We start from the raw sequence: 23824 nt of genomic DNA on the forward strand, positions 1-23824 counted from the left end.
GATGAAATTCCAATCCAGACGTGATTTCCTGAAGACGGCCGCCGCCGGCTCGCTGCTCGCCGCAACCGGTGTCCGGCCGCTTCTTGCCGCCGATGAAGTGCTGAAGGTCGGCGTCATCCATATGGGGCCGATCTCCGATACCGGCTGGGAATATTTCCAGGCCAATGCATGGCATGCCCTGGAGAATGCCTTTCCGGGCAAGGTAAAAGTGACCGCGCTTGAAAACATCGCCCAGATCCAGGATTGCGAGCGGCTCTTCCGGCAGCTTTCGTCCCAGGGCCACAAGCTGATCTTCGGCACCACGTTCTCGCAATATGCTTCGCTGAAGAAGCTCGCCCCGACCCTGCCGAACTCGCATTTCGAATGCTGCGCCGGCATTGCCGCGGGTACCAATCTCGGCGTCTTCGAAGCGCGCGAATATGAAGGCGCCTATGTCACCGGCATTGCCGCAGGCCGCATGACGAAGTCCAACATTCTCGGCTGGGTCGGCGCCTTCCCCGTGCCGCAGGTCATCTACAGCATCAATGCCTTCCTGCTTGGTGCGCGCAGCGTCAACCCTGACGTTGTGGTCAAAGTCGTGTGGGCCAATGCATGGGTCGATCCGGCCAAGGAAAAGGATGCCGTCGCAGCGCTCGTTGCCCAAGGGGCTGACGTTCTCTCGGGCAGCCCCAACACGCCCGTTCAGGGCCTTGCCGCGGAGGAGAAAGGCGTCTGGTCGATCGGCAATACCGGTGACTTCTCGCGCTATGTGAAGAAGAAGCAGCTCGTCTCCTACGAACTCGACTGGAGCTCGGCCCATATCAACGCCGCCAAGGCGGTGATGGAGGGCAACTGGAAGCCGGAAAGCACCTGGCTCGGCCTTGGCGAAGGCGGCTATGTCAAGATGACGACGAGCAGCCCGGACCTGCCGGAATCCGTCGCCAAGGAAATGAAAGCGGCAGAGGACGCCATCGTCGCCGGCAAGCTGAAAGTATTTGCAGGCGAGATCAAGGACCAGAACGGCAAGGCAAAGGTCGCCGCCGGCCAAGAACTGGCCGAGAATGACATCAAGGGCATGACATGGCTCATTGACGGCGTACAAGGTACGCTGCCGCAGAACTGATCCTCCATCGCTGGAGAATAGCCGGACCCTGCATCGGGCGGGGTCTGGCCGATAATGGAAGGGAAAGGAACCATCAGTGAGTGCAGTGGAAACAGTCTTCACCAACGCAAAGCTTGCCGACGGTACGCTGAAAAACATCATGGTGCGGGACGGCCGGATCGCGGCGATAGAGCCGGCAAGCTCCAGCGAAGGCGCGAAGGATGTCGTCGATATTGGCGGAGCGCTCCTCGTGCCGAGCTTCGTCGAGGGTCATATCCACCTCGACACGAGCTTCTACGGAGACAAATGGATCCCGCACAAACCGTGCACCAATGGCTTCGATTTGCATGAGCGCGTCGCCTTTCAGGCTGAGAATATGGCTGCCGCAGCGCCCATGGACGAGCGTGCCCGCAACCAGCTCGACCTGTGCATTTCGAACGGCGCCTTGCAGATGCGCAGCCACGTGATGGTCGATGGGTCGGTCGGGCTCAAGTCGCTCGAAACCATCCTGAAAGTACGCGAGGAATACGCTGACATCATCGACATTCAGCTCGTCGCCTTCCCGCAAAGCGGTATCCTGAAGAGCCCGGGTACGCCGGAATTGATGGATGAGGCGATCGCAATGGGCGCCGATCTCGTCGGCGGGCTCGATCCGCTCTCCTTCGACCGCGACATCAAGGGTCATCTCGACGTGGTCTTCGGCATTGCCGAAAAGCGCGGCGTCGATGTCGACATCCATCTTCACGACGCAAGCACGCTTGGCGCGATGACGATCGAGGAGATCTGTGCTCGCACAACCGCCCTTGGTATGCAGGGGCATGTCGCCGTCAGCCATGCCTACGGCCTTGGCGATCTCGCGCCCGACGCCGCCAAGAAGATCGCTACCCTGATCGCCAAGAGCGGCGTCTCGATCATGACCAATGCGCCCGGCAACCACAATTTCCCTCCTGTCGCACTGCTGCGCGCTGCCGGCGTCACCGTCTTCAGCGGCAGCGATAATATCCGTGATTCCTGGTGGCCCTTCGGGGATGGCGACATGCTGCACCGCGCAGAGATTATCGCCTACCGCTCCGGCTTCTACACCGATGCGGAACTCAGCGCCGCCTTCGACGTGGTGACATCAGGCGGCGCGAAGGCGCTACGACTGGAAGGCTACGGCATTGGTATCGGCGCAAAGGCCGATTTCGTCACCCTTGCAGCCGAGCATGTGCCGGAGGCCGTCGTCGCCATTCCAAAGCCACGCCGGGTCTTCAAGGAAGGCCGGCTCGTCGCCGACAACGGCTCCGTGATACGCTGATGTCCAATCCCGTCACCCAGAATAGTCGAGCTGACACGTCGTCCCGCGGCGCCATGATTGTGACGCCGCATTGGCTTGCCAGCGAAGCAGGCGCGAAGGTGCTGCGGCGCGGGGGAAATGCCATTGAAGCGCTGGTTGCCGCCGGCGCAGCTCTTTCGGTCACCTACCCGCATTTCTGCGGGCTCGGCGGCGATGGCGTCTGGCTGATTGCGGATGAGACGGGCAAGGCACAAACCTTCCTAGGTATTGGTCAGGCGGCGGGCGTCATTCCGGATGGAGACATCCCACTTCGCGGTGCCCGCTCCACGCTGACGAGCGCCTGCCTCGTCGATAGCTGGGAGAAAGTGCTTGCCCACTCCATAGCCGAATGGGCGGGCTCGGAGAGCTTGCCAAGCCTGCTTGACGACGCGATCGCCCTGGCGGACGGCGGCTTCGAGGTCAGCCGATCGCATGCCTTCTGGTACGAATTCCGCCGCAGTGAACTCGGGAACTGGCCGGGCTTCACGAAGCTGTTCCGATCAACAGGCGTTCAGCGGCAGCCGGAACTTGGCAAGACGCTTGCCGCTATTGCCCGCCATGGCACCCGTGAATTCTATGAGGGCGCGCTTGCCCGGCGGATCGCCGCTGGGCTTGCAGAAGCCGGCTCGCCGCTTTCGGCCGCCGATCTCGCTGCAACACGAACTGATATCGCGACCCCGCTCCGGCAGACCTATCGCGATACAACCCTGCTCGCACCACCTCCCCCAACCCAGGGAATAACGACGCTCGGCATCATGGGCGTGCTCAACCATTTGCCGATGACGGATTTCCCTCCCGACAACGCGGGCTTCTACCACAGGCTTGTCGAAGCGGTGAAACAGGCCTTTCTCGACCGGCACGCGATCGCCGATCCCCGCTTCGCAGCTGATGTTTCACAGAAGCTGCTCGATCCGGTGCGGCTCGCAGCGAAGGCGGCGGCAATCGATCCCGGCCGCGCACTAGCATGGCCGCAGCCCTATCGGCATGGTGACACGGCCCTGCTTGCCGCTGTCGATAGCAAGGGGCGCTGCGCATCGCTGCTGCAAAGCCTCTACTTCGACTGGGGCAGTGGCGTCGTGGTCAGCGATACCGGTATCCTCTGGCAGAACAGGGGGACGGCTTTCAGCACCGACCCCGCCAGCCCCAATGTCGCCAGTCCCGGCAAGCGACCGTTCTACACGCTCAATCCCGGGCTCGCTCTCAAGAACGGTCGCCCGCATCTCGTCTACGGTACCCAAGGAGCCGATGGACAGCCACAGACTCTGTCGCTGCTTCTCAGCCTGCTAATCGACCATGGGCTCGATCCAGCCGCCGCGCTATCCCGCCCGCGCTTTCTGCTCGGCCGCACCTTCTCCGACAGCCGGGATAGCCTGAAGATCGAGGAGAATGCCGGCCCGGAAATTGTCGCCGCGCTCGCCGCAATAGGCCATGAGATATCGACCATCGACAGCTTCAGCCCGCTCGGCGGCCAGGCCGGCGTGATTCGCATCGGGCAAGATGGGATGATTGACGGCGCCCACGATCCGCGCAGCGACGGAGGCGCGATCTCGCTGTGACGATCACCGACCAATTGTTCGATCTCGTTATCCGCAACATCCGCATTGAAGAAAATGGCGCTCTCGTCGACATAGCCGTGCGAAAGGGTCTGATCGCTGATATCGGATCCGATATACGGTGCGAGGCCATAGAAAGCGTCGATGGCGAGGGCGCTTTCGCCTTCCGTGGATTTGTGGACACGCACATCCACCTGGACAAAGCCTGCATTCTTGACCGCTGCACGATTTGCGAAGGCACGCTTGCCGAGGCGGTGCGGGAAACGGCCAGGGCCAAGGCGGGCTTTGAGGGAGAGGATGTCTATGCCCGGGCCGCACGCGTCGTCGAGAAGGCGATTTCGCACGGTACCACGCGGATGCGGACCTTTGTCGAGATCGATCCCCGCGCTGGCTTCCGCTCGTTCGAGGCAATCAAGCGCATTCGCGCGGATTATGCCTTCGCAGTTGATATCGAGATCTGCGCCTTCGCCCAGGACGGGCTGACGAACGAGCCCGAGACATCAGGCATGCTCGATGACGCCCTTTCCAATGGTGCGGATCTGGTTGGCGGCTGTCCCTATACGGACCCCGATCCCAACAGGCATATCGAAATGATCTTTGCGCTGGCACAAAAACATGACTTGCCGGTCGATTTCCATCTCGATTTCAGCCTCGATCCTCACCGAACCGATCTGCCGGCAGTGATCGAGGCCACGCTTCGTCACGGTTGGCAGGGTCGCGTGGCGATCGGCCACGTCACCAATCTCTCTGCCATGTCACAAGCAGAGGTCGTCGCCATCGCCGACAGGCTGGCTGAAGCCGGCATTGCACTTTCCGTTCTGCCGTCCACCGATCTGTTCCTGAACGGGCGCAGCCATGACCGGCTGGTGCCCCGCGGCGTTGCGCCCGCCCATCTGCTGGCAGGCCGTGGTGTCACCACCTCCATTGCAACGAACAACGTCCTCAATCCCTTCACCCCCTATGGCGATGCCTCGCTGATCCGAATGGCCAATCTTTTTGCCAATGTCGCCCAGCTCTCGCGGGATGAGGACATGGCGCTGGTTTTCGACATGGTGACAGAAGTGGCGGCACGCCAGCTTGGCGGCGTCAAACGGTTGCAAGTGGGCGCCGAGGCGACGATCGTGCTGCTCGATACTTCTGGCCCGCGTGCGGCGGTGCGCGAGATCGCCCGTGTCATTGCCGGCTGGAAGGGCGGACGCAGGAGTTTCGATAATGGCAGACCGCGTCTTTATCGGCCGGGCTGACGACGCTCGATTTACGCAGGCTGCCCTCTCGCTCAACGCGTCAGAGCAAGGTTCAATCGCACAGCCGCTGTCTGAGGCTGGTGATTTCCGCTTCGCCCAAGCCTATCTGCGCGAGATAGGAACCAACGCGGCCATAATGCCCGGCAAGGTACCCGAGTGCCCGGGCCATGCTCTGCGGTGCCGAGGCGAGTATCAGGTCTGCAAGATCAGAAGGTACGCCGCGTGCGATTGCCCGTGCCCGGAAGTCGGTAAGCAAGGGCGCGAATATCGAGCCGGTCAGCGCATAGTCCTCGATAATCGTTGCTTCATCGACGCCGGCGTGCGCCAGCATCAAAGCGGCGATGATGCCGGTGCGATCCTTGCCGGCCGTGCAATGGAAGAGAACGATCCCATCGGGTGCGTGTGCGATCGCCGTCAGCACCCTGGCGATCGCCGGCTGGCAATTGTCGAGGGCGTGACAGTAACGGTCGCCCATGTCGAAATCGGTCGCTTCCGCTGCCATCAATTCGACCGGCGCTAGGGCCGAAAACAACGAGACGTTTTCGTAGTAAACGCGCGGGTCATTCAAGAACGGATTGGCTTCACGTGCGAGTTCCTGAGAATTGCGCAGGTCGATCACCGTCGTGACCCCATGGGCGATCAGCGCCTCGATGTCGGCTTCGCTCAGCGCATGCAGGGCGTCGCCACGCAGGACCGAGCGCCAGCGCGTCTGCCTGTCATTGCCAGCCGGATAGCCGCCAAGGTCGCGCACGTTATGGGCGCCTTCCAGCGCAATAAGTCTCTCATAATTTTGCATGATCAGCGGATTCCGGATTTCATGAAGGATTCGATGACGTGGCGCTGGAGCACGAGATAGATCAGCAGGATCGGCAGACTGGCGAGTGCCGCCGCCGCCATCAGTGGCCCCCAGAGGTTGCCCTCCTGGGTCATGAACATCTGCAGGCCTATCTGCACGACCGAATTCTCCGGCTTTCGCGACAGGAGCAGCGGCCAAAAATATTCGTTCCAGGCGGAAATGAAGGCGATGATCGACAAGGAGGCAATGGGCGCGCCCATGTTGGGCGTGACGATCTGCCAGAGGATGCGCAGGCTTCGTGCCCCATCCACGCGGGCAGCCTCCAGCACTTCGGTCGGGAAGGCCCTCATGGCATGATAGAGAAGCAGGATCGCAAAAGCGTGGGCGGCATTCGGCACGACGAGGCCCGTCAATGTGTCGAGCAGCCCTAGCCTGGAGGCGAGCACATAATTCGGGATCATCGTGACCTGGAAAGGCACGAGCCAGGAGAGCGCAATCAGACCATGGACGACAGACGATAGCCGCATTCGCCAGCGCACCAGCGCGTAGGCGGCAAACATGCCGGTCACGACCTGCAGCAAGGCAGTCGCGGCTGCTACGATCGCCGTGTTGAAGAGCATCTGCAGCATCGGCACGCGCGTTAACACGAAGAGGTAATTGTCGAAGGTCGGACGGGACGGCCAGAGTGCAACGGAGAAGATCTCGTTCTCCGGTCGCAACGATGTGACGATCATCCAGTAGATCGGAAAGATCGAAACGAAGGAAAGGAGCACCATGATGGCGTGCACGCCGAGCTTGCGCACCAATCCGCGGGACGGAGCCGATCGGCTCGGCCTGTGATCGTCGAGTCTGTCAGTTGTCATAGAAGGCAAACCTCTTCGTCAACCACATGCACAGCGCAGCAAGCACCGCGAAGCCGGCAAAAGCGATCATACCGGCGGCCGAGCTCCAGCCAGCCGAAAGCGTCTGGAAGCCGTATTCCCAGAGCAGGTAGAAGATGTTGGTCGTGGACTTCAGCGGGCCGCCATTGGTCAGCACATTGATATAGGCAAAGCTCCACTGCGCGCCGAAAAGCACCGTCATCATCGACAGCAGCAGGATCGTCGGCGAGAGCAGCGGCAGCCTGATATCGCGGATGATGCGCCAACGGCTGGCACCGTCGATGCGCGCCGCCTCGATATAGGACGGGTTGATACCCGCATTGGCGGCGGAAAAGAGCAGCGTCGAAAAGCCGATCAACTTCCAACCGGTGATCCAGGTCAACGTCGGCAGGGCATAGGCGGGATCGGTCAGGAAGCCGATGCGGCCGAGGCCAAGACCCTCGAGAGCGAGCGTTATAAGCCCCTGGTCTTCGTTCAGCAGCCAGCGCCACAGGATGGCGGCTACGACTGGAGCAATGATCATCGGCACGAAGATCAGCGACCTGTAGATCGTCCGGGCGCGGCCGCCGAGATCCTGCGTCCAGATCGCGACGAAAAGCGGAATGATCACCGACATCGGAAACAAGCCGATCGTGTAATAGAGCGTGTTCCAGAGAGCGTTGCGCATTTCCGGCAGCGCCAGCAGCCGCTGGTAATTGGTCAGTCCGACAAAGCGTTGCGGCGACGTCGGCAGCATGTTCCACTGATAGAAAGACAGGCGGAATGTCTCGGCAAGCGGGATGTAGGTCCAGACCATCAGCAGGATGAGCGCAGGCGCCAGATAGAGCCAAGGCGCAATGGTAAACCGTTCGCGGGTCATTTCCGACCGCACCGAAGCCATTTTCACTGTGGCGGGGCCGGCCACTTCTGCCTGGATATCTGTCATTGGCGAAAGCTCCGATCGACTGTCGGCAAAGGGCGGCCCTCGTCGCCGCCCCTCACCTTCCTCGTGAAGATCAAGATGGGCTTATGGCATCAGGTCCTGACCCTGCTCCTGCGCACTCTTCAGCACTTCGACCGGGTCGCCGCTTCCGAAGACAGCTTCGCGAACACCGTCCATCATCATCTTTTCGACCTGGCGATAATTCGGTCCGGGAAAGGCGATATTGGCGGTCAGTCGGTCGAGCTGTTTGATGTTGGCCCGAAACATCGGATTTTCCTTGAGCCAAGGGCCGAGATAGTTCGGGTCGTCGACGATATCGAGGCGCAGCGGCAGGTAGCCGATCTTGCTGGTGATGATCGTGTAGGCTTCCTTGCTCGTCAGATATTTGAGGAGCTCATAGGAGGCGCGCTGCTTGTCGGGGTCCTTGCTGAAGACGAAGAGGGCGCTGCCGGAATTGGTCGGCGCCGTCGGCTTGTCGCCAAAGGAGGGCATCGGTGCAAGCCGCAGCTCGAACTTGCCCTGAGCCGACTTCTTGACACTGGACAGCAGTGCGCTCGTATAGAGGAACATGCCCATATTGCCGGCGGCAAACGTATCGGATGCGCTCGCCGGATCGATCTTGGCATGCGCGCCGCTGTCGACCATGTTGCGCAGCATCTTCACGGCGTCCGCCGCGTCCTTGTCGGCAAAGGTCAGCTTGTCGCCGTCGCGCACCTTGCCGCCATTCGACATGACGATCGACTGATAGACGAAGGTGCCGTCGGTCGGGCCGTAAGCGCCGGGGAAGAAGCCGTTCTTGCCGGTCTTCTCCTTGATGGCCTTGCCGGCAACGTTGATATCGTCCCAGGTCCTCGGGGGCTTGTCCGGATCGAGGCCCGCCTGCTTGAAGAGGTCGGCATTGTAAAACAGGATCGGCGTCGAGAACGTATAGGCAAGGCCATAGGTCTTGCCATCGACCTTGCCGAGTTCGAGGCCCTGCGGGATCATGCCGGCGAACTGATCCTTTAGTTCGTTCGCATCGACCATGTCTTCCAGCGCGTTGGCGCCGAGGTCGCTGGCGATGTAGATCAAATCGCGGAACACCAATTGTGCTACGTCCGGCTGCTTGCCGGCGACGATATCGGCCTGCACGCGCGACATGATCTCATTGGACGGGACGGCGACGGTCTCGACCTTGATGTTGGGGAATTTCTTTTCGAAAGCGGCAATCAGTTCCTTGGTGGCATCGGCCCCGGCGCTCGCCGAGGCGAGATTGTAGTTGTAGAAGCTGATCGTCACCGGCTTGTCGACGGATGCGGGCATTTCGGCGAATGCGCCCAATGGTAAGAGCGAAACGGCGGCGAGTGCTGCCGTGAACTGCAACATGGTTCTGCGCAACATGGATGTCTCCTGACGTTTATTCGGCCGCGACGGGAACGGCCCGCGCCAACAGCATTTCGAGTGGATAGGTGTTGAGTTCGGCGCGGTCGGACGGCAGCGGCACGAAGGCCATGGTCAGGCCGGACTGACGGATGGTGCCGATGCCGAAAGAGGCGCCGCGCACCATGCGCAAAATGTCGGTGCGCAGAATGTCGGTCGCTGCATGCTGGCCGGTGCCGACAACGACGGGGATGCCGTGCCAGACGGACACGCGGTCATGATGGATGTGGCCGCTGAGGATGCCGATGATATCGCGGCCCTTGAGCAGCGATCTGAAGCGTTCCGACTGCGGAAAATGAATGGTCCGCCAGTGGGTTGTATCAGGTTTTTCACCTAGAGCCGGCGGATGATGGACGACGATCAGCTTGGGCAGATCGGGATGCGTATCCAGTGTCGAGGCCAGCCAGTCGAACTGTTCCGGATCGATTGTTCCGCCGATCAGTCCCGGCGTAGAGGAGTCGATCGTGACGATGTGGATGCCATCGACGACGACATCGTGATCGTAGGGGGCATCCGGATCTTCGATCGTAACGCCCATACCCTCGTAAAAACCGGGACGAGTGTCGTGATTGCCGAGCGCATAGATCACCGGCACGTCGATGCGTGCATCCATGATCTCCTTCAGTCGACGGAAGCTCTCCGCATCACCGCGGTTGGTGAGGTCGCCACTGGCGATCACGAATTGCGGCTTAGGCGTGACTGTGGCGACCAGATCGAGCACTTGGTTGAGCGTCTCGGACGTATCGCTGTAAAGATGATCGTCATCGGCGGTGCCGATGTGCAGGTCAGTCAGATGAATGAAAGTGGTCTCGCGGCGCATCGGAAGGCTCCCTGACGGTTCTCTGATGAAAACCGATAGAGGGGGCGTGTTTCGCAGGCGTGACGGATTTCGAATGCTGTTCGAAAGACGTTAGGACTTCATCCGCGAAGCTCAGGAAGCCCGACGGAACATCGGCGCAATCACCTCCACCATGCGCGCTATGACGAGATCCGGATTGTCGAGATCCATCTGATGATTGGTGAGGAGCTCGGTGCGCTGCCTGCTGCGGGTGACCTGCGAGCGGATGCCGAGCGCACAGTTCAGGCGCCAGCCGATATCCACTTCCTCGAGCCACGGAGCGATCCGCTTCAATTGCGGAATGAAGGCCCTGTGATGCTCAACATCGTCGATGATGCGACGATAGTGAGGCGCACCGTCACGGTGGGAATGGGCCATCGAGGTGAAGTGCGACAGCACTGGATAGCTCGATGTCGGATCGGTCGCCCAGCGGATCGACGGACCAACAAGGGCTGCAATCACCTCCTCGATATCGGGGGGATTGGGCGCCCGCCGATCGACGGCTTTCTGCAGCAGGCTCAGGCGCTCGGCGTTCAGCCGGCGATAGACGCGCTCTGCAACGGCGGTGATCAGTTCTTCCTGGGATCCGAAATGATAGACGATCGCCGAAGGCGTCGCCTGCGCCTGGATCGCGATCCGGCGCGCCGTCAGTTCTTCGAGGGCATGCGCCTCGCAAAGCAGCAGCTCGCAGGCATCCATGAGGCGTTTTGCAGTGACGTTCGTTCGACTGGACATGAGGCGCGCACCTTCGCCCAATGACCTAGGCCGCAAGTATGTAGCCCGGATGACGCAACGCAATGAAAGTTCGATGAACTTCACTGCCGGCAACGATTCGGTCAATAATTGCACTGCTCAGCAGAAAAAACCGTCACAGAAGATTTCAAACCGCGCCCGCCAGCCCTCAATATGAGGCCAGCAGGTTCTGCCCGAAATCCGGTTCGACGCCCAGAATAGGCGCGGCGCGGCTGATGATGTCATGCACCATGGGTGCTGCCGTATTCGTCGCGAAGGTGAGCCCGTGCTGGCCGGTCAGCGGTTCGTCGATGAAGGACAGCACGACATATTTCGGCGCATCGATCGGGAATGCCGCGAGATAGGCGTTGAAGCTCAGCGTGTGCGAATAATGGCCGTTCACGACCTTGTTCGCCGTGCCCGTCTTGCCGCCGACATGGAAACCAGGCACGTCGGCCGTGCGTCCGGAGCCCTGTTCGCCATTGAGCTTGAAGAGTGCGCGGATCGTGTCGCTTGTGCTTTTCTTGACGATCTGCTGCTCGGTTTTTGCTGCCTCTTCGGCCGAGCGCGGCAGGAAAGTCGGCTCTATGAGCTCACCGCCATCGACGAGAGCGGCACCGGCAACCGCTGTCTGCAATGGCGTGGTCGCGACACCATGGCCGAAGGAGATCGTGATCGAATTGATCTTCTTCCATACTTTCGGCTGCGTCGGTGTTTTCACCTCCGGCAGCTCGGTCTGCATCTTCGTCAAGAGGCCAAAGCGGGTCAGATAGTCCTTCTGACGATCCATGCCGACCAGATCCATCATCCTCGCCGTGCCGATATTGGAGGAATAGCGGAAGATTTCCGGAATGGTCAGCCAGCGGCGCGGCACGTCATGGTCGTCATGGATGATGAAGCCGCCGTAGTGCAGCGGGCCAGTGGCATCGAAACTGTCTGAGAGTTTGACCGTGCCGCTGTCGAGCGCCAACGCCATCGAGAAGGTCTTGAAGGTCGAGCCCATTTCGAAAGTGCCGTTCGACATGCGGTTCAGCCAGCCTTCGCTGCCGTTCGCCTGCGGGTCGTTCGGGTCGAAATCGGGGGCGGAAGCCATGGCCAGAACCTCGCCCGTGTGGATGTCGAGAATGACGGCGCCTGCGGCCTCGCCCTTATAGGTGGTGATTGCGTCGGTGACCACGTCATGAACGACATTCTGCGCCCGGATGTCGATCGACAGCTTCACCGGCTCCAGATTTTCGCGCACCGCAAGCCCGGTGGATTCCAGATCAGAGAGCCCCTGCATGTCGAGATATTTTTCCATGCCGGCCATGCCCTTGTTGTCGATATCGACATAGCCGAGAATGTGGGCCGCCGTGCGCCCGCCAGGATAGAAGCGCTTCACTTCGGGGCGGAAGCCGATGGCGGGAAGGCCGAGAGCCAGAACCTCGCTTTGCTGCTTCGGCGTCAGCTGGCGACGCAGCCATGTGAACTGCGAACGCTTGTCCGACAGTTTCTGATAGAGCGTTTTCCGGTCGAGTTCCGGGAAAAGCTGCGTGAGCTTCTCGACCGCCTCATCGACATCGACCATATGGCTCGGCTCGGCAAACATCGAAACCGTGCGGATATCGGTCGCCAGGAGTTCGCCGTTGCGGTCGAGGATATCCGGCCGTGAGGCCATGATCGGATTTGGCGGAATGCTCGATGTCGTCGTGTCGACGGCAAGGCCATAATAGATCAGCTTGCCGAACATTCCGACGTAGACGATGCCGAGGACGCCTGCGAGGGTGACAATACGGCTTCTGGCTTGCCGGGCCGTTCCGGCGGTCTTGCGAGCGGCTCGCGTGAAGGGGGCAGATTCGAAGGTGAGCTTTACCAGCCGACCGCTTCTTACGCTGATACTATGAATGATCGACATTGCCACACACCGAGAACAGAACGCACTTGCGCATAACCCACCCGTCGGCATCGACTCTCGAGGGGAGGCATGTGCGGATTTATAGCCCTACGCGGCGGAACACATTCCCACGGCTCTGGTAGAACGTTTAAACTTCTGCCCATCTGAGACCTGGATGGTTAACAAGGTCTTATCCGGCTGCGTGCATTTTGTCGCAGCCGCTCTACGCCCGCGCCAAAAATCACTGGATGATTTAAAACGATTTTAAAATAACCACCCAGAAAGCTAATCGATTTTAATTTTATGGTTAAAATTTTCTTGTTGCAGCGCAAAAAGAATTCGGGCCTAAATCCCTCCGAAGGGTCAATTTGCTCCTCGGAGGAACGCATATGACTGTGACATTTCCGCTGACTGAAAAGCGCAACGCCGATGAGTTGCTTAAACATCTGATCCAGCACAACCTCTCCTATCCCGGAAACTGTGCCGTTTCGCTCAAGGCTCACGTGGCCCTTGTCACTTCTTCCCATACGTTCGCGCTCAGCACCGCACGGACAGCTTGGTAGCGATCGACAGCCGCGCTTTTATTTCTAACGCCATCGGCCTCAGTCCTCCCGAAACGCGGAGATGAACAACCGGCAGGCCAGCCAAATACCGTCTGATCAGCGGCTCCCCGCACGGAACCGCAATCCAACTTCGCAAGGCCGCACAGTTCGTGGCCGCCTCCTGGTGATGTTATCCAGGTGGGTATAGCGCCGATCTCTCCGAGTAACGATCGGAGCAACGCAGACCGCGGACATTAGCAACTCCACCTCAGCCTTTAGGGGATGAGAAGAGTTTTGTGTTGTGACAAATGAAAAATCTGATTTACTGGCACCGCGCAGCTTGGCTTTGAGGGGGATACGGCCGATGGTGTGGACTCGCAGGGATATTCTGTTTGGTGGATTGGCGTTACTTGGCACCGGCGCGGTAGGGAAACCGGCCTTTGCCCAGGCAGCTTCCTATTTTGCCGGCACCGCAGTCGACAATGGCGTCACGTTCCGAGCGACCAACTTCGCCAAGATCGACAAGCAATGGCACCGCCAGGTTGTCAAATATTTCAGCAGCGAGCCGATCGGCACCGTTGTTGTCGATACGCGGCATCATTTTCTCTATTTGATCATGGAGAACAAGACAGCCATTCGCTACGGCGTCGGCGTCGGCCGCGAGGGCTTCAAATGGTTTGGCCGCGCCACGATCGACAACAAATCGCTTTGGCCGCGCTGGACACCGCCTCCGGAGATGCGCAAGCGTCATCCCGAACTGCCCGAATTCGTGGCGGGAGGCTCGCCGAAGAATCCACTCGGGCCCCGTGCCATGTACCTGCTGCGTGACGGCGTCGATACCGGCTATCGCTTCCACGGCACGTTGGAACCGTGGAGCATCGGCAAGGATGCCTCCAGTGGCTGCATCCGAATGTTCAACGAAGACGCCATTGATCTTTACCAGCGTTGCCCGATCGGCACCGCGGTGCAGGTTCTGCCGCATATTGCCGACCAGGCGCCCGCCGCCGAGGTCAGCCAGGCCACCCCGGTCGAATGAGGAAATCAGCTTGATGTCTGTTTTGACCGCATATGCGATGCGCCTTGCCGTCTCGGCCATGCTTCTGGCGCTCACGGCCTGCACCACCACCGATATCGCCTCCGTGGAGGAACCTGCGACAGCACCGATGACCGGCCAGACCAACGATCCCGCACCCGGTTTCGAGAACGTCAAGGCTGGCAGTGAAGAGGATTTCATCCTCAGTGTCGGCCGACGGATCTACTTCACGCAAGATTCCGCCAAACTCGATACCGTCTCCATGACAACGCTGGACAACCAGGCTGCCTGGCTGAACAGGAACCCGGCCTGGCTGATCAAGCTGCAGGGATTTGCCGATGATTCCGGTTCGGAGTCGAAAATGAAGAACCTGTCGCAGCAGCGCGCCGATGCCGTCATGGCCTATCTCGTCTCGAAGGGCGTCGACGCCAACCGCATGTGGGCCAAGGGTTACGGTGCAGATCGCGAAGTTCGCGACTGCACACAGCGTTCGTGCAAGGTGCAGAACAGGCGCGTCGTCGCCAATCTGCGCACGGAGCGGGATGCGATCTGACTGCAATTTCCTGGCTTATGACCTCAATCCGTGGGGGCGCGCCTGACCTCTCCGCTTCCAACGGCCGTTCGTGAGCCGGAGATATGTGCGCCCGCTCGATCTGGGTTGAAGCACACTACCCCGTCTCATCAAAAGTGATGAAGCCAAGCATCCGGCCTTCATCTTCCTCAAGGCTTCGCCAGGCTGCACACTGATGTTGCGGCCTCGGACCCGGTGTTCGGCGTGCGCGCAGCGTCTAAGGCATTGAACCTGTATCCGATTAGGATGCTTTGCAGGCTGGACATGTAAATGAAGTTTTCGTACCGCGTTCCTCACATGTTCTATCGTGCGACGTTTGCCGTCAGCGCACTCGTCTTTCTCGCCGGCGCTGTGTCGCCAGCTTACGCCGACGACACGCCCTTTGCTCCGCAAACGAAAATCCGTCTGACGGTCGTCCAATGGATGCCGTCCAAGGGTCAGTTCGAGCGATGGGATGCGATCGGCGGCGAATATACGATTTCGAATGAAGGCGCAGTCTCCCTGCCCTTTCTGGGATCGCTGTCCGTTGGAAATCTGGACAATGCCGGCCTAACCAATGAGATTGCCAAGCGCCTGCAGGAAAAGATGGGTTTGGCCCAGACACCTGCGGTCACCATCGATGTTCTCGACTATCCGTCCATCTATGTCGTGGGAGACGTAACCACGCCGGGGGAATACAAGTTTCGCTCGGGCCTCAGCGTCCTGCAATCTCTGGCCATGAGCGGCGGCCCACTGCGGCCGGGAGCACGGCAACGATCGCAAACGATCACGCTTGCCGGCGACTTGCGGGAAATCGACCATTCGCTGCTGCGCAGCTCCGCAAAGCTCGCGCGGCTGCAAGCGGAGATGGCCGGAGCAAAGGAGATAAGCTTCGACCAGCCGCCCGCCGTCGACCAGCAATATGCCACCAGTATCCATGACGAGGAGAGGGTCATATTTCAGGCTCGCGCAAGTGCACTGGACAGGCAGTCGACGGCGCTTGTCGAATTGCGCAATCTCTTGAAGGCGGAAATCGATACGCTGGAAGAGAAGCTGAAGGGCTCGGATGACAATATCCAGTCGGTCGAGGAGCAGTTGACCAGCGTCAAGACGCTGGTCGAGAAGGGCCTCACGATCACCTCACGCCAGATGGATCTGGAACGGTTGCTCACCACCTATCGCTCCGACCGGCTCGACCTCGTCACGGCTATCATGCGGGGTCGCCAGGCGATCAACGAGACGACGCGCAATCTCGAGGGACTTTCCGACACACGCCGGAGCGAAGTCGCTTCCGAGGTGCAGGCGGAAAAGGCCAACCTCGATCAGCTCAGATTGAAGCGCGACACGACACAACAGCTGCTTCTTGAAGAGCTCTCCAACGGCAGCAACGTGAGTGACAGCGGTGAAGAACTTCCGCTGACATTCACCGTGAGCCGGCGGGACAACGGGCAAGTCAATCAGTTCCAGGCCTCCGAAACAACGGAACTGGCGCCGGGTGACGTGGTCAAGGTAATACAGCCCCGCATCGCGGATGTGCCGTCCGACGACGCCACTGCGCTGCCTGTTCAGACAGAGGCGCATATCAGTCAGGTGAGCCGGTGAAGCGCGAAAAGCATGTGCCGCAGCCGCGCTTTCGGCGGGCGGTTGAGCGTCATCACGGGATAAACGGCTGGGGCATCTGATGACTTTGCGCATGACCCCACCCAGCAGCCAGACTTACACCCAGATCCTCAAGTCGACGATGTTGATGGGCGGCTCTTCGCTCGTGAACGTCGCACTCAGCATTATCAGAAACAAAGCCATGGCTGTTCTCCTCGGGCCGGAAGGCGTAGGGCTCATGGGCCTTTACGGGTCAATCCTCGATATCGCGCAGGCGATTGCCGGGCTTGGCGTGGGAAGCAGTGGCGTGCGCCAGATTGCCGAGGCTGCGGGCACCGATGACGCAGAAAGGATCGCGCGATCGGCGACAGTGCTCAGACGCATATCGTTGGTGCTCGCATTGCTTGGTGCGCTCCTTCTCGCTGCGCTGGCATTCCCGGTCTCGAATTTCACTTTCGGCGACTACCAGCATGCCGGTGGCATCGCATTGCTGTCGCTGGCAATCTTCTGTCGACTGGTCTCTGCAGGGCAGACTGCATTGATCCAGGGCCTGCGGGGCATTGCAGATCTTGCCCGCATCAACGTGCTTGCCGGGCTTTTCGGCACGGCGGTCAGCATCCCGCTGATCTATTTGTTCGGCATGCAGGCGATCGCACCGTCTCTCGTGGTGATCGCGGCTGCCTCAATCCTTCCGACCTGGTGGTACAGCCGGCGGATCTACCCGCATCCCTCGCCAATGCCCGCGCGCCAGTTCGGCCGGGAAGTGTCGGCGCTGCTCAGGCTCGGCTTCGTCTTCATGGCAAGCGGGCTTCTGACCTTCGGTGCAGCCTATGCCATCCGCCTCATCGTGCTGAAGGAGGGTGGCGTCATGGCGGCGGGATTGTATCAGGCAGCCTGGGGCCTTGGCGGCCTCTACGCCGGCTTCATCCTGCAGGCTATGGGAACGGATTTCTATCCACGGTTGACCGCAGCAGCGGACAACGATGCCGAATGCAATCGGCTGGTCAATGAACAGGCCGAAATCAGCATGTTGCTGGCCGGCCCCGGTCTGCTCGCCACGCTGACCTTGGCGCCGCTCATGATGAGCTTATTCTATTCTGCGGAGTTTCACGGGGCCGTGGATCTTTTGCGCTGGATTTGCCTTGGAATGATGCTCCGGATCATCTCCTGGCCAATGGGCTTCATTGTCGTGGCGAAGCGTACCCAGGCGATTTTCTTCTGGACGGAGGTGGCGGCCGCAGTCGTTCATGTGGGGCTCGCCTGGTTCTTCGTATCGCTGCTCGGCACGCCAGGAGCCGGCATGGCGTTTTTCGGCCTCTATGTCTGGCACAGCATTCTGATCTACGTGATCGTGCGGAAGGTTACCGGTTTTCGCTGGTCCACCGGCAATCGCAGGCACGCTTTGCTTTTCCTGCCTGTCTCGGGATTGGTCTTCCTGTCGTTCTCGGTCCTGCCGCTATGGCCGGCGACGGCGATTGGCTCCGTCGCTGTGGCTCTCACCGGGCTCTATTCGCTGCGCATGCTGGTTGATCTGCTTCCGCCAGAATCCGTGCCAGCAATCATCCGGGGATGGATTGCGAAGTCTGTATGACGAACAATGCGCGCATCGGGTGATACGCGCATTGTTCGTCATGCAAATATTACGTCACGCAAAAACGCTGTCAGGCGAGAGCGACGTCCAGATCGCGTTGCACACTCGCATGACCGGTCACGGCTTCAGCAAGCGCTCCGCGAAGTGCCTCGACAACACGTGCGATGTCGAGCTCCGTCATCTGAGCAAAAAGCGGCAGGATAAGCGTTTGCTGTTGCGCTGATACGCTTTGCATCAGGCTTGTGGCAACGCGATGCGAGCTCCGGTCGGAATAGGCTCTCTCCAGATGAATGTTCATCACGCCGCGCCGCGTCGAGATCCCCTGATCGAGGAGGGCTTGCATGACCGCCCGTTGATCGACGGTTTCAGGCAATCTCACACAGAAGCTCTGCCAGTTGCTGCGAGCCCAACGTGGCTCCACCGGCGACAGCCCTGCTGATATCACGGACAGGTGCTCACGATACTGCTCGGCAAGCAGCCTCCGCTGTGCGATCAGTCCCGGCAGCCGCCGCAACTGCTCGCGTCCGACGGCGGCCTGAAGGTCGGTCATACGGTAGTTGTAGCCCAGTTCGTCATAGTCTTCGAAGATCACCTGTTTCGAGCCGTGACGAACGGTATCGGTAACGCTCATGCCATGCTGGCGCCATAGCCGGAATTTTCGGTCATATTCGGGATTGGCCGTAGTCAACATGCCGCCGTCACCTGTCGTGACGACCTTCCGGGGATGGAAGGAAAAGCAGGCAATGTCGCCATGCGCCTTGCCGATCTTTTCCCAGCGCCCGTCCCAGAGGATTTCGCTTCCCGTCGCGCAGGCTGCATCCTCGATAACCGGTATCTGAAGGCGCTTGCCGATCTCCACGATCGGGCGGAGATCGCAAGGCATGCCGAGTTGATGCACGCAGAGAATTGCTTTGGTGCGCGATGTGATTGCCGCTTCGATCAGGCTGGCGTCGATATTGTAACCATCCGCCTCGATGTCGACAAAAACAGGCACCCCATCGCAATACCGAATGGCATTCGCGGTTGCGATGAACGAATGGCTGACCGTGATGACTTCATCGCCGGCACTGACACCGACGGCCTTCAGGGCGAGATGCAGCGCAGTCGTGCAGTTGGAAACGGCGCAGGCATGCGCCGCACCGACAAAGGCGGCAAATTCGCTCTCGAAAGCTGCGACTTCCGGCCCCTGCGTCACCCATCCTGACAGAATAACGCGGCGCGCAGCCTCGGCCTCCTCCTCCCCAAGAACGGGCTTGGCAACCGGAATTGTCGATGGTGACGGGCTCATGCAGCTTGACCTCCTGCTGCAGCAGTCTTCAGCTGCCACCAGGCCACAAGGTCGCGAAGCCCTTGTTCCATCGATATTTCCGCTTTGAATCCCAAGAGTTTCTCGGCCTTGCTGATATCGGCAAGACGACGGGTCACGCCATTGACCGCACGAGCTTCTTTGTGCTCCGGTTCGAGTGAGACACCCATGATGCTGCTCAGCATCTGCGCGAGTTCCAGGAGGCTTATTTCCCTGCCGCTCGCGACATTGAACACCTCATCCGTGACATTGCTCTTCGCAGCCAGCAGGTTTGCCCGGGCGATGTCGCGTGCATCGACGAAGTCCATCGTCTGACTACCGTCTCCATGGACAACCGGCGGCATTCCGGCGGCCAGACGCTCCATCCAGCGGATCAGCACTTCGGTATAGGCGCCGTAAACGTCCATTCGCGGCCCGTAGACGTTGAAATAGCGAAGCGCCACATAACGCAGGCCGTACATGTCAGCGAAGCTGCGAAGCAGCCCCTCATTGAATGTCTTGGCCGCGCCGTAGATCGTCCTGTTATTATAGGGATGATGCGCTTCGGTGGTCGGAAAGCTCTCGGCAAGCCCCAGCACAGAGGCAGAAGAAGCAGCAACGACCTTCGAAATACCTGCCTTCACGGCAGCTTCAAGGACATTGAACGTGCCCTCGGCCAACACATCGAAGGCGAGCCGCGGATCTTCCGCGCATTGCGTGATGCGGATGGCCGCCTGATGGAAGACGATGTCAACGCCTTCGAAGGTTTTCGCAAGCAGCGCTCTGTCGCGGATATCTCCCTCGATGATATTAACGGACCCGCCGGCTATTGCCGTGCTGAGATTGTCCCGGCGCCCGCGCACGAAATTGTCGAGGATGATGATCTCGCGCGGTTTTTCCAATGCGACGAGATCGGCAATATGCGACCCGATCAGGCCGGCTCCTCCGGTAATGAGCACCCGTTGATTTCTCACGATCTTCCTCCACGCGATATATCCAGCACAGAATCGGCTTCCGTGCGCCAGCGAATGAACTTCGCCGGCACACCGGCGACAACTGAAAACGGTTCGACATCGGAGACGACAACCGCGCCTGCTCCGACGATTGCCCCCTTCCCGATGCTGGCGCCGGGAAGAATTGTGGCATTCGTACCGATATCGGCCCATGCGCCGATGCGGACCGGCTTGATTTCGAGATCCGTGCGGATGATTGGCACATCCACCGGCAGTGCCGTATGGGTCGAACCAAGCACCTTGGCGCCAGGCCCCCAGCCGACACAATCCTCAATCACCAGATCGCGTGCGTCGAAATAGGCCATCGGGCCGATCCAGACATTGTCGCCGATCACGCAAGTGCCGTCGAAGCGCCCCTGGATATAGGCCTGGGCACCGATGAACACGCCATTGCCGATTTCGAAGGTCTCCGGATGTTTGAAACCGGCACCGCCTGCGACCTGCAATCCAGTGCCGCAGCTGCGCGCAATCGCTTGCCAGATGGCTTTCCGCATCAGGGTGTCGACGACACCGTCACCGCTGGCGAAGCGACCGTAGAGCTCGATCAGGCCAGCGCGCCCGTATGATTGCCTGAGTTCTTCGGCTAACCCAGCCTGGTAGGCAGGGTCCGCCGGCCTTTCGTGGCGGCCATGGACCGCCTGCACGACCCTGGCCTCGCCTGCACAACTAGCTGACATACGCGTACTCCAGCGCAGCGGCCACCTGATCGACGTGCCACGCAGGCATCTCGGGATAGATCGGCAGCGAGAGGACTTCCCGTGCCGCGGCTTCCGAGACCGGGAAATCACCGGCTTGGTAACCAAGGTCGGTATGGGCCTTCTGCAGATGAACGGGGATCGGATAGTGCAGCCCGGACTGAATGCCTTCTGCAGCGAGCACGCGCTGAAGCGCATCGCGATCACGGCTTCTGATGGCATAAACGTGGTAGACGTGGCGCCGCTCCGCGACCTCGACAGGCGTCTTTAAATGCGCCGATCCCGCAAGCAGCGAGGAGTAGCGGCGACCATGCGTTCGACGCGCCTCGGTCCAGGCTTCGAGATGCCGGAGCTTGATACGCAGGATAGCGCCTTGAATGGCATCCATGCGATAATTGAAGCCCTTCAACAGATGGTGATAGCGCTGCTCCTGACCCCAGTCACGCAGCATGCGCATCGTCTTGGCGTGATCGTCGCTGTTCGTTACGACGATACCTCCCTCGCCGCAGGCGCCAAGGTTTTTGCCCGGATAGAAGCTGAAGCAGCCGGATGTGCCGATGCTGCCGGCGCGCGCACCCTTGTAGCAAGCTCCATGTGCCTGGCAGGCATCCTCGATGACCGGTATCCGGTAATGGTCGGCGATCGCCTTGATCGCGTCCATATCGGCCATCTGGCCGTAGAGGTGGACGGGAATAATGGCCTTGGTCCGGGACGTAATCTTTGTCTCGAGCTGGGCCGCATCCATTGTGAGCGTTACGGGCTCAACATCGACGAAGACAGGTCGTGCACCTGTGTAGCAGATCGCCGACACCGTCGCGACAAAGGTGAATGGCACGGTGATGACTTCATCGCCAGGGCCGACACCCGCCGCAAGAAGGGACAGATGCAAAGCACTCGTCCCGGTATTGACTGCGATCGCATGCTTGACGTTGCAATAATCTGCGAATTCCTGCTCAAGACGGATGACCTCCTCGCCCAGTATGTATTGTCCCGAGGCCAGGACGCCGAGCACGGCGGCGTCGATTTCGCTCTTGATGGATTGATATTGTGCTTTGAGGTCCAGAAAGGGGATCATGCAATGCGCCTCGCCTCTTCGAGCTCGATGATACGGCCGCGCTGAGCGAGCGACCGACTTGCGGCTTCAAGAATGCGAACGACGCGCAGGCCGGCATGGCCGTCCGTGATGGGCCGCGAATTCTGCTCGATGCACTCAACGAACTGATCCAGTTCGCGTTTCAACGCCTCGGTCATATCGAGCTTGGGCGCCCACATGTCACCACTGCGGTAGCCGACCATCATCTGATGCACCTTCTCGCCATAGGCCTGAGAATTCGGGTTCAGCGTGATGCCCTTGTCGTAGACTTTGATTTTTTCGCTGGGCTCCAGATCGTCGTAGACGACCATCTTGTTGCTGCCGCCGATCAGCGTGCGGCGCACCTTGACGGGTGCCAGCCAATTGACGTGGATGTGAGCGATGAGCTTGCTTTCGAAGAAGAGCGTCAGATAGGCGATGTTCTCCGGCTCGCCGAGTACATGGCTCATGCCCGTCGCTGAAACAGCCACCGGCCTTTCCTGTACGACATGGTCCAGGATGGAGAGATCGTGCACCGCGAGATCCCAGATGACGCTGACATCATGCTGGAAAAGCCCCAGATTGACCCGAACCGAGTCGTAATAATACATGTCGCCCAAGCCGCTCTCGACCAGTTCGCGCATCTTGCGAACGGCACCTGTGTGGACAAAGGTATGATCGACCGCCAGCACGAGGCGTCGGCGTGTGGCCTCTTCGACCATCCGCGAGGCTTCCTCCGTCGTCGAAGCCATCGGCTTTTCGACGAAGACATGCTTTCCGGCCATCATAGCCTGCATTGCGAGCTTGAAATGGGTGAAGACCGGCGTCGCGATAGCGATGGCATCCACTCTCGGATCGCGCAGGACTTCCTCAAAATCATCAGTAATCGTCACTGCGGGGTAGCGGCTTTTGACAGCCGCCAACCGTTCGACATTGAGATCACAGACTGAAATGAGTTGCGCACCGGCCGCTTCCGAGATGTTGCGAACCAGGTTCGGGCCCCAATACCCATATCCAACAACAGCAATACCGATCATCGCATTCCTCCCAACGCTTGCATGTCAGCTGCCCGGTCATGAACGCGACCGGTAATCCTGGCCGGAACACCGGCGACAATGGCGCCCGCAGGCACATCTTTTGTTACAACTGCCCCGGCGCCGACCTGCGCGGCTTCTCCGATGGTTACGCCAGGCAGAATGGTCGCATTGCTGCCGATTGACGCGTGGCGCTTGACCAGCGTGGGGATGACAACCCAGTCTGCTTCGGTCTGCAGACTGCCATCCGCATTGACGGCGCGCGGGTACGTGTCATTGGTGAACATCACCCCGTGGCCGATAAAAACGCCGTCTTCCAGCGTCACGCCTTCGCAGATGAAGGAATGGCTGGAGATTTTGCAGTCTTTTCCGACGAGGACGTTTTTCTGGATTTCGACGAAAGTGCCGACGCGCGTTCCCGCGCCGATCGTGCAGCCATAGAGATTCACAAGATCTCGATGATGGATGACGCAGCTATCATCCAGCCTTACGTTTGATGCAATCATACGCATGCACCCCTTACTCTTCTACAAACCGGATTTCTAAATGAAACCGTCAACCATATGATTGCGCCCAAGGTTTCATTTCGAAAAAACAAATATTTCTTTCCATTCAAAGAGAATTGTTTTCGCCATCGGAGTAAAGAAACAAAACGTCTAAGCTTATTAACCTAAAGACGTATCTACCTATGACGATGTACGCCAAAGTTCATAGCCAACGATCAACATTGGTGATGGAGCAAGCGCGGACCGGCCC

Annotated in this window: 22 protein-coding genes; 8 read left to right on the forward strand and 14 right to left on the reverse strand. The window is 59.7% G+C overall.

Annotation, left to right across the window (positions count from 1 at the left end):
• Position 1: 1 nt before the first annotated feature.
• From AB8B33_RS29030 to AB8B33_RS29045, 4 genes are all read left to right on the forward strand, one after another.
• Positions 2-1102 carry a BMP family ABC transporter substrate-binding protein gene (locus tag AB8B33_RS29030; protein WP_439018013.1) on the forward strand — a complete coding sequence of 367 codons (1101 nt, stop codon included), beginning with the start codon at positions 2-4 and terminating at the stop codon, positions 1100-1102.
• Positions 1103-1178: 76 nt separating this feature from the next.
• The gene (locus AB8B33_RS29035; protein WP_439018014.1) at positions 1179-2378 is read left to right on the forward strand and encodes an amidohydrolase family protein; all 1200 of its coding nucleotides are present in this window, start codon (positions 1179-1181) and stop codon (positions 2376-2378) included.
• Positions 2378-3952, forward strand: coding sequence for a gamma-glutamyltransferase family protein (locus AB8B33_RS29040; RefSeq protein WP_439018015.1), 1575 nt, complete (start codon positions 2378-2380; stop codon positions 3950-3952). Before AB8B33_RS29035 ends, AB8B33_RS29040 begins: the two co-directional genes overlap by 1 nt.
• Positions 3949-5193 carry an amidohydrolase family protein gene (locus AB8B33_RS29045; RefSeq protein ID WP_439018016.1) on the forward strand — a complete coding sequence of 415 codons (1245 nt, stop codon included), beginning with the start codon at positions 3949-3951 and terminating at the stop codon, positions 5191-5193. The genes AB8B33_RS29040 and AB8B33_RS29045 overlap by 4 nt, the downstream gene beginning before the upstream one ends.
• A 52-nt stretch (positions 5194-5245) precedes the next feature.
• Here the strand turns inward: AB8B33_RS29045 and AB8B33_RS29050 are convergent, their stop codons facing one another.
• The 8 genes from AB8B33_RS29050 to AB8B33_RS29085 form a co-directional block, all read right to left on the reverse strand.
• Positions 5246-5989 (reverse strand): tyrosine-protein phosphatase, encoded by a 744-nt coding sequence (locus AB8B33_RS29050; RefSeq protein ID WP_113321717.1) that lies wholly within the window; start codon positions 5987-5989, stop codon positions 5246-5248.
• A gap of 2 nt (positions 5990-5991) precedes the next feature.
• Positions 5992-6852, reverse strand: a complete 861-nt coding sequence (locus AB8B33_RS29055; RefSeq protein WP_439018017.1) for a carbohydrate ABC transporter permease — start codon at positions 6850-6852, stop codon at positions 5992-5994.
• The gene (locus AB8B33_RS29060) at positions 6842-7795 is read right to left on the reverse strand and encodes a carbohydrate ABC transporter permease (RefSeq protein WP_439018018.1); all 954 of its coding nucleotides are present in this window, start codon (positions 7793-7795) and stop codon (positions 6842-6844) included. The genes AB8B33_RS29055 and AB8B33_RS29060 overlap by 11 nt, the downstream gene beginning before the upstream one ends.
• An 81-nt stretch (positions 7796-7876) precedes the next feature.
• Positions 7877-9172: an ABC transporter substrate-binding protein gene (locus tag AB8B33_RS29065; RefSeq protein ID WP_439018019.1), complete on the reverse strand. Its 1296-nt coding sequence runs from the start codon at positions 9170-9172 to the stop codon at positions 7877-7879.
• Between the two features lie 16 nt (positions 9173-9188).
• Positions 9189-10031 (reverse strand): metallophosphoesterase family protein, encoded by an 843-nt coding sequence (locus tag AB8B33_RS29070; protein WP_439018020.1) that lies wholly within the window; start codon positions 10029-10031, stop codon positions 9189-9191.
• A gap of 111 nt (positions 10032-10142) precedes the next feature.
• On the reverse strand, positions 10143-10784 hold the full coding sequence (locus tag AB8B33_RS29075; RefSeq protein ID WP_439018021.1) for a TetR/AcrR family transcriptional regulator: 642 nt from the start codon (positions 10782-10784) through the stop codon (positions 10143-10145).
• 166 nt (positions 10785-10950) lie between these two features.
• Positions 10951-12675: a peptidoglycan D,D-transpeptidase FtsI family protein gene (locus AB8B33_RS29080; RefSeq protein WP_439018022.1), complete on the reverse strand. Its 1725-nt coding sequence runs from the start codon at positions 12673-12675 to the stop codon at positions 10951-10953.
• A gap of 158 nt (positions 12676-12833) precedes the next feature.
• Entirely contained in the window at positions 12834-13112 is a 279-nt protein-coding gene (locus tag AB8B33_RS29085) for a hypothetical protein (protein WP_439018926.1), read from the reverse strand.
• Between the two features lie 448 nt (positions 13113-13560).
• Between AB8B33_RS29085 and AB8B33_RS29090 the strand changes: the two genes are divergently transcribed.
• From AB8B33_RS29090 to AB8B33_RS29105, 4 genes are all read left to right on the forward strand, one after another.
• Positions 13561-14232: a L,D-transpeptidase gene (locus tag AB8B33_RS29090; protein WP_439018879.1), complete on the forward strand. Its 672-nt coding sequence runs from the start codon at positions 13561-13563 to the stop codon at positions 14230-14232.
• Between the two features lie 13 nt (positions 14233-14245).
• Positions 14246-14782 carry an OmpA family protein gene (locus AB8B33_RS29095; RefSeq protein WP_113321726.1) on the forward strand — a complete coding sequence of 179 codons (537 nt, stop codon included), beginning with the start codon at positions 14246-14248 and terminating at the stop codon, positions 14780-14782.
• A gap of 288 nt (positions 14783-15070) precedes the next feature.
• Positions 15071-16381: a polysaccharide biosynthesis/export family protein gene (locus AB8B33_RS29100; protein WP_439018023.1), complete on the forward strand. Its 1311-nt coding sequence runs from the start codon at positions 15071-15073 to the stop codon at positions 16379-16381.
• A gap of 79 nt (positions 16382-16460) precedes the next feature.
• Complete coding sequence (locus tag AB8B33_RS29105; protein ID WP_439018024.1) at positions 16461-17969, forward strand: O-antigen translocase; 1509 nt, start codon at positions 16461-16463, stop codon at positions 17967-17969.
• A gap of 70 nt (positions 17970-18039) precedes the next feature.
• Here AB8B33_RS29105 and AB8B33_RS29110 read toward each other — a convergent pair whose 3' ends face one another.
• From AB8B33_RS29110 to AB8B33_RS29135, 6 genes are read right to left on the reverse strand one after another with little or no spacing between them, the layout of a single operon-like run.
• Complete coding sequence (locus AB8B33_RS29110; protein ID WP_439018025.1) at positions 18040-19257, reverse strand: DegT/DnrJ/EryC1/StrS family aminotransferase; 1218 nt, start codon at positions 19255-19257, stop codon at positions 18040-18042.
• Positions 19254-20228 carry an NAD-dependent epimerase/dehydratase family protein gene (locus AB8B33_RS29115; protein ID WP_439018026.1) on the reverse strand — a complete coding sequence of 325 codons (975 nt, stop codon included), beginning with the start codon at positions 20226-20228 and terminating at the stop codon, positions 19254-19256. The genes AB8B33_RS29110 and AB8B33_RS29115 overlap by 4 nt, the downstream gene beginning before the upstream one ends.
• On the reverse strand, positions 20225-20944 hold the full coding sequence (locus AB8B33_RS29120) for an acyltransferase (protein ID WP_439018027.1): 720 nt from the start codon (positions 20942-20944) through the stop codon (positions 20225-20227). Before AB8B33_RS29120 ends, AB8B33_RS29115 begins: the two co-directional genes overlap by 4 nt.
• Positions 20934-22037: a DegT/DnrJ/EryC1/StrS family aminotransferase gene (locus AB8B33_RS29125; protein ID WP_439018028.1), complete on the reverse strand. Its 1104-nt coding sequence runs from the start codon at positions 22035-22037 to the stop codon at positions 20934-20936. Before AB8B33_RS29125 ends, AB8B33_RS29120 begins: the two co-directional genes overlap by 11 nt.
• Positions 22034-23071, reverse strand: coding sequence for a Gfo/Idh/MocA family protein (locus AB8B33_RS29130; protein WP_007813020.1), 1038 nt, complete (start codon positions 23069-23071; stop codon positions 22034-22036). The genes AB8B33_RS29125 and AB8B33_RS29130 overlap by 4 nt, the downstream gene beginning before the upstream one ends.
• Positions 23068-23574 carry an acyltransferase gene (locus AB8B33_RS29135; protein WP_439018880.1) on the reverse strand — a complete coding sequence of 169 codons (507 nt, stop codon included), beginning with the start codon at positions 23572-23574 and terminating at the stop codon, positions 23068-23070. The genes AB8B33_RS29130 and AB8B33_RS29135 overlap by 4 nt, the downstream gene beginning before the upstream one ends.
• Positions 23575-23824 lie beyond the last annotated feature (250 nt).

Source organism: Rhizobium sp. 768_B6_N1_8, assembly GCF_051811225.1.
Taxonomy (GTDB): domain Bacteria; phylum Pseudomonadota; class Alphaproteobacteria; order Rhizobiales; family Rhizobiaceae; genus Rhizobium.

Excerpts from the sequence above, each read along its gene's own strand:
- AB8B33_RS29030 (WP_439018013.1), top strand. The coding sequence starts at position 2 with ATGAAATTCCAATCCAGACGTGATTTCCTGAAGACGGCCGCCGCCGGC.
- AB8B33_RS29040 (WP_439018015.1), top strand. The coding sequence starts at position 2,378 with ATGTCCAATCCCGTCACCCAGAATAGTCGAGCTGACACGTCGTCCCGC.
- AB8B33_RS29050 (WP_113321717.1), bottom strand. The coding sequence starts at position 5,989 with ATGCAAAATTATGAGAGACTTATTGCGCTGGAAGGCGCCCATAACGTG.
- AB8B33_RS29055 (WP_439018017.1), bottom strand. The coding sequence starts at position 6,852 with ATGACAACTGACAGACTCGACGATCACAGGCCGAGCCGATCGGCTCCG.
- AB8B33_RS29060 (WP_439018018.1), bottom strand. The coding sequence starts at position 7,795 with ATGACAGATATCCAGGCAGAAGTGGCCGGCCCCGCCACAGTGAAAATG.
- AB8B33_RS29065 (WP_439018019.1), bottom strand. The coding sequence starts at position 9,172 with ATGTTGCGCAGAACCATGTTGCAGTTCACGGCAGCACTCGCCGCCGTT.
- AB8B33_RS29070 (WP_439018020.1), bottom strand. The coding sequence starts at position 10,031 with ATGCGCCGCGAGACCACTTTCATTCATCTGACTGACCTGCACATCGGC.
- AB8B33_RS29075 (WP_439018021.1), bottom strand. The coding sequence starts at position 10,784 with ATGTCCAGTCGAACGAACGTCACTGCAAAACGCCTCATGGATGCCTGC.
- AB8B33_RS29080 (WP_439018022.1), bottom strand. The coding sequence starts at position 12,675 with ATGTCGATCATTCATAGTATCAGCGTAAGAAGCGGTCGGCTGGTAAAG.
- AB8B33_RS29090 (WP_439018879.1), top strand. The coding sequence starts at position 13,561 with ATGGTGTGGACTCGCAGGGATATTCTGTTTGGTGGATTGGCGTTACTT.
- AB8B33_RS29095 (WP_113321726.1), top strand. The coding sequence starts at position 14,246 with ATGTCTGTTTTGACCGCATATGCGATGCGCCTTGCCGTCTCGGCCATG.
- AB8B33_RS29100 (WP_439018023.1), top strand. The coding sequence starts at position 15,071 with ATGAAGTTTTCGTACCGCGTTCCTCACATGTTCTATCGTGCGACGTTT.
- AB8B33_RS29105 (WP_439018024.1), top strand. The coding sequence starts at position 16,461 with ATGACTTTGCGCATGACCCCACCCAGCAGCCAGACTTACACCCAGATC.
- AB8B33_RS29110 (WP_439018025.1), bottom strand. The coding sequence starts at position 19,257 with ATGAGCCCGTCACCATCGACAATTCCGGTTGCCAAGCCCGTTCTTGGG.
- AB8B33_RS29120 (WP_439018027.1), bottom strand. The coding sequence starts at position 20,944 with ATGTCAGCTAGTTGTGCAGGCGAGGCCAGGGTCGTGCAGGCGGTCCAT.
- AB8B33_RS29125 (WP_439018028.1), bottom strand. The coding sequence starts at position 22,037 with ATGATCCCCTTTCTGGACCTCAAAGCACAATATCAATCCATCAAGAGC.
- AB8B33_RS29130 (WP_007813020.1), bottom strand. The coding sequence starts at position 23,071 with ATGATCGGTATTGCTGTTGTTGGATATGGGTATTGGGGCCCGAACCTG.
- AB8B33_RS29135 (WP_439018880.1), bottom strand. The coding sequence starts at position 23,574 with ATGATTGCATCAAACGTAAGGCTGGATGATAGCTGCGTCATCCATCAT.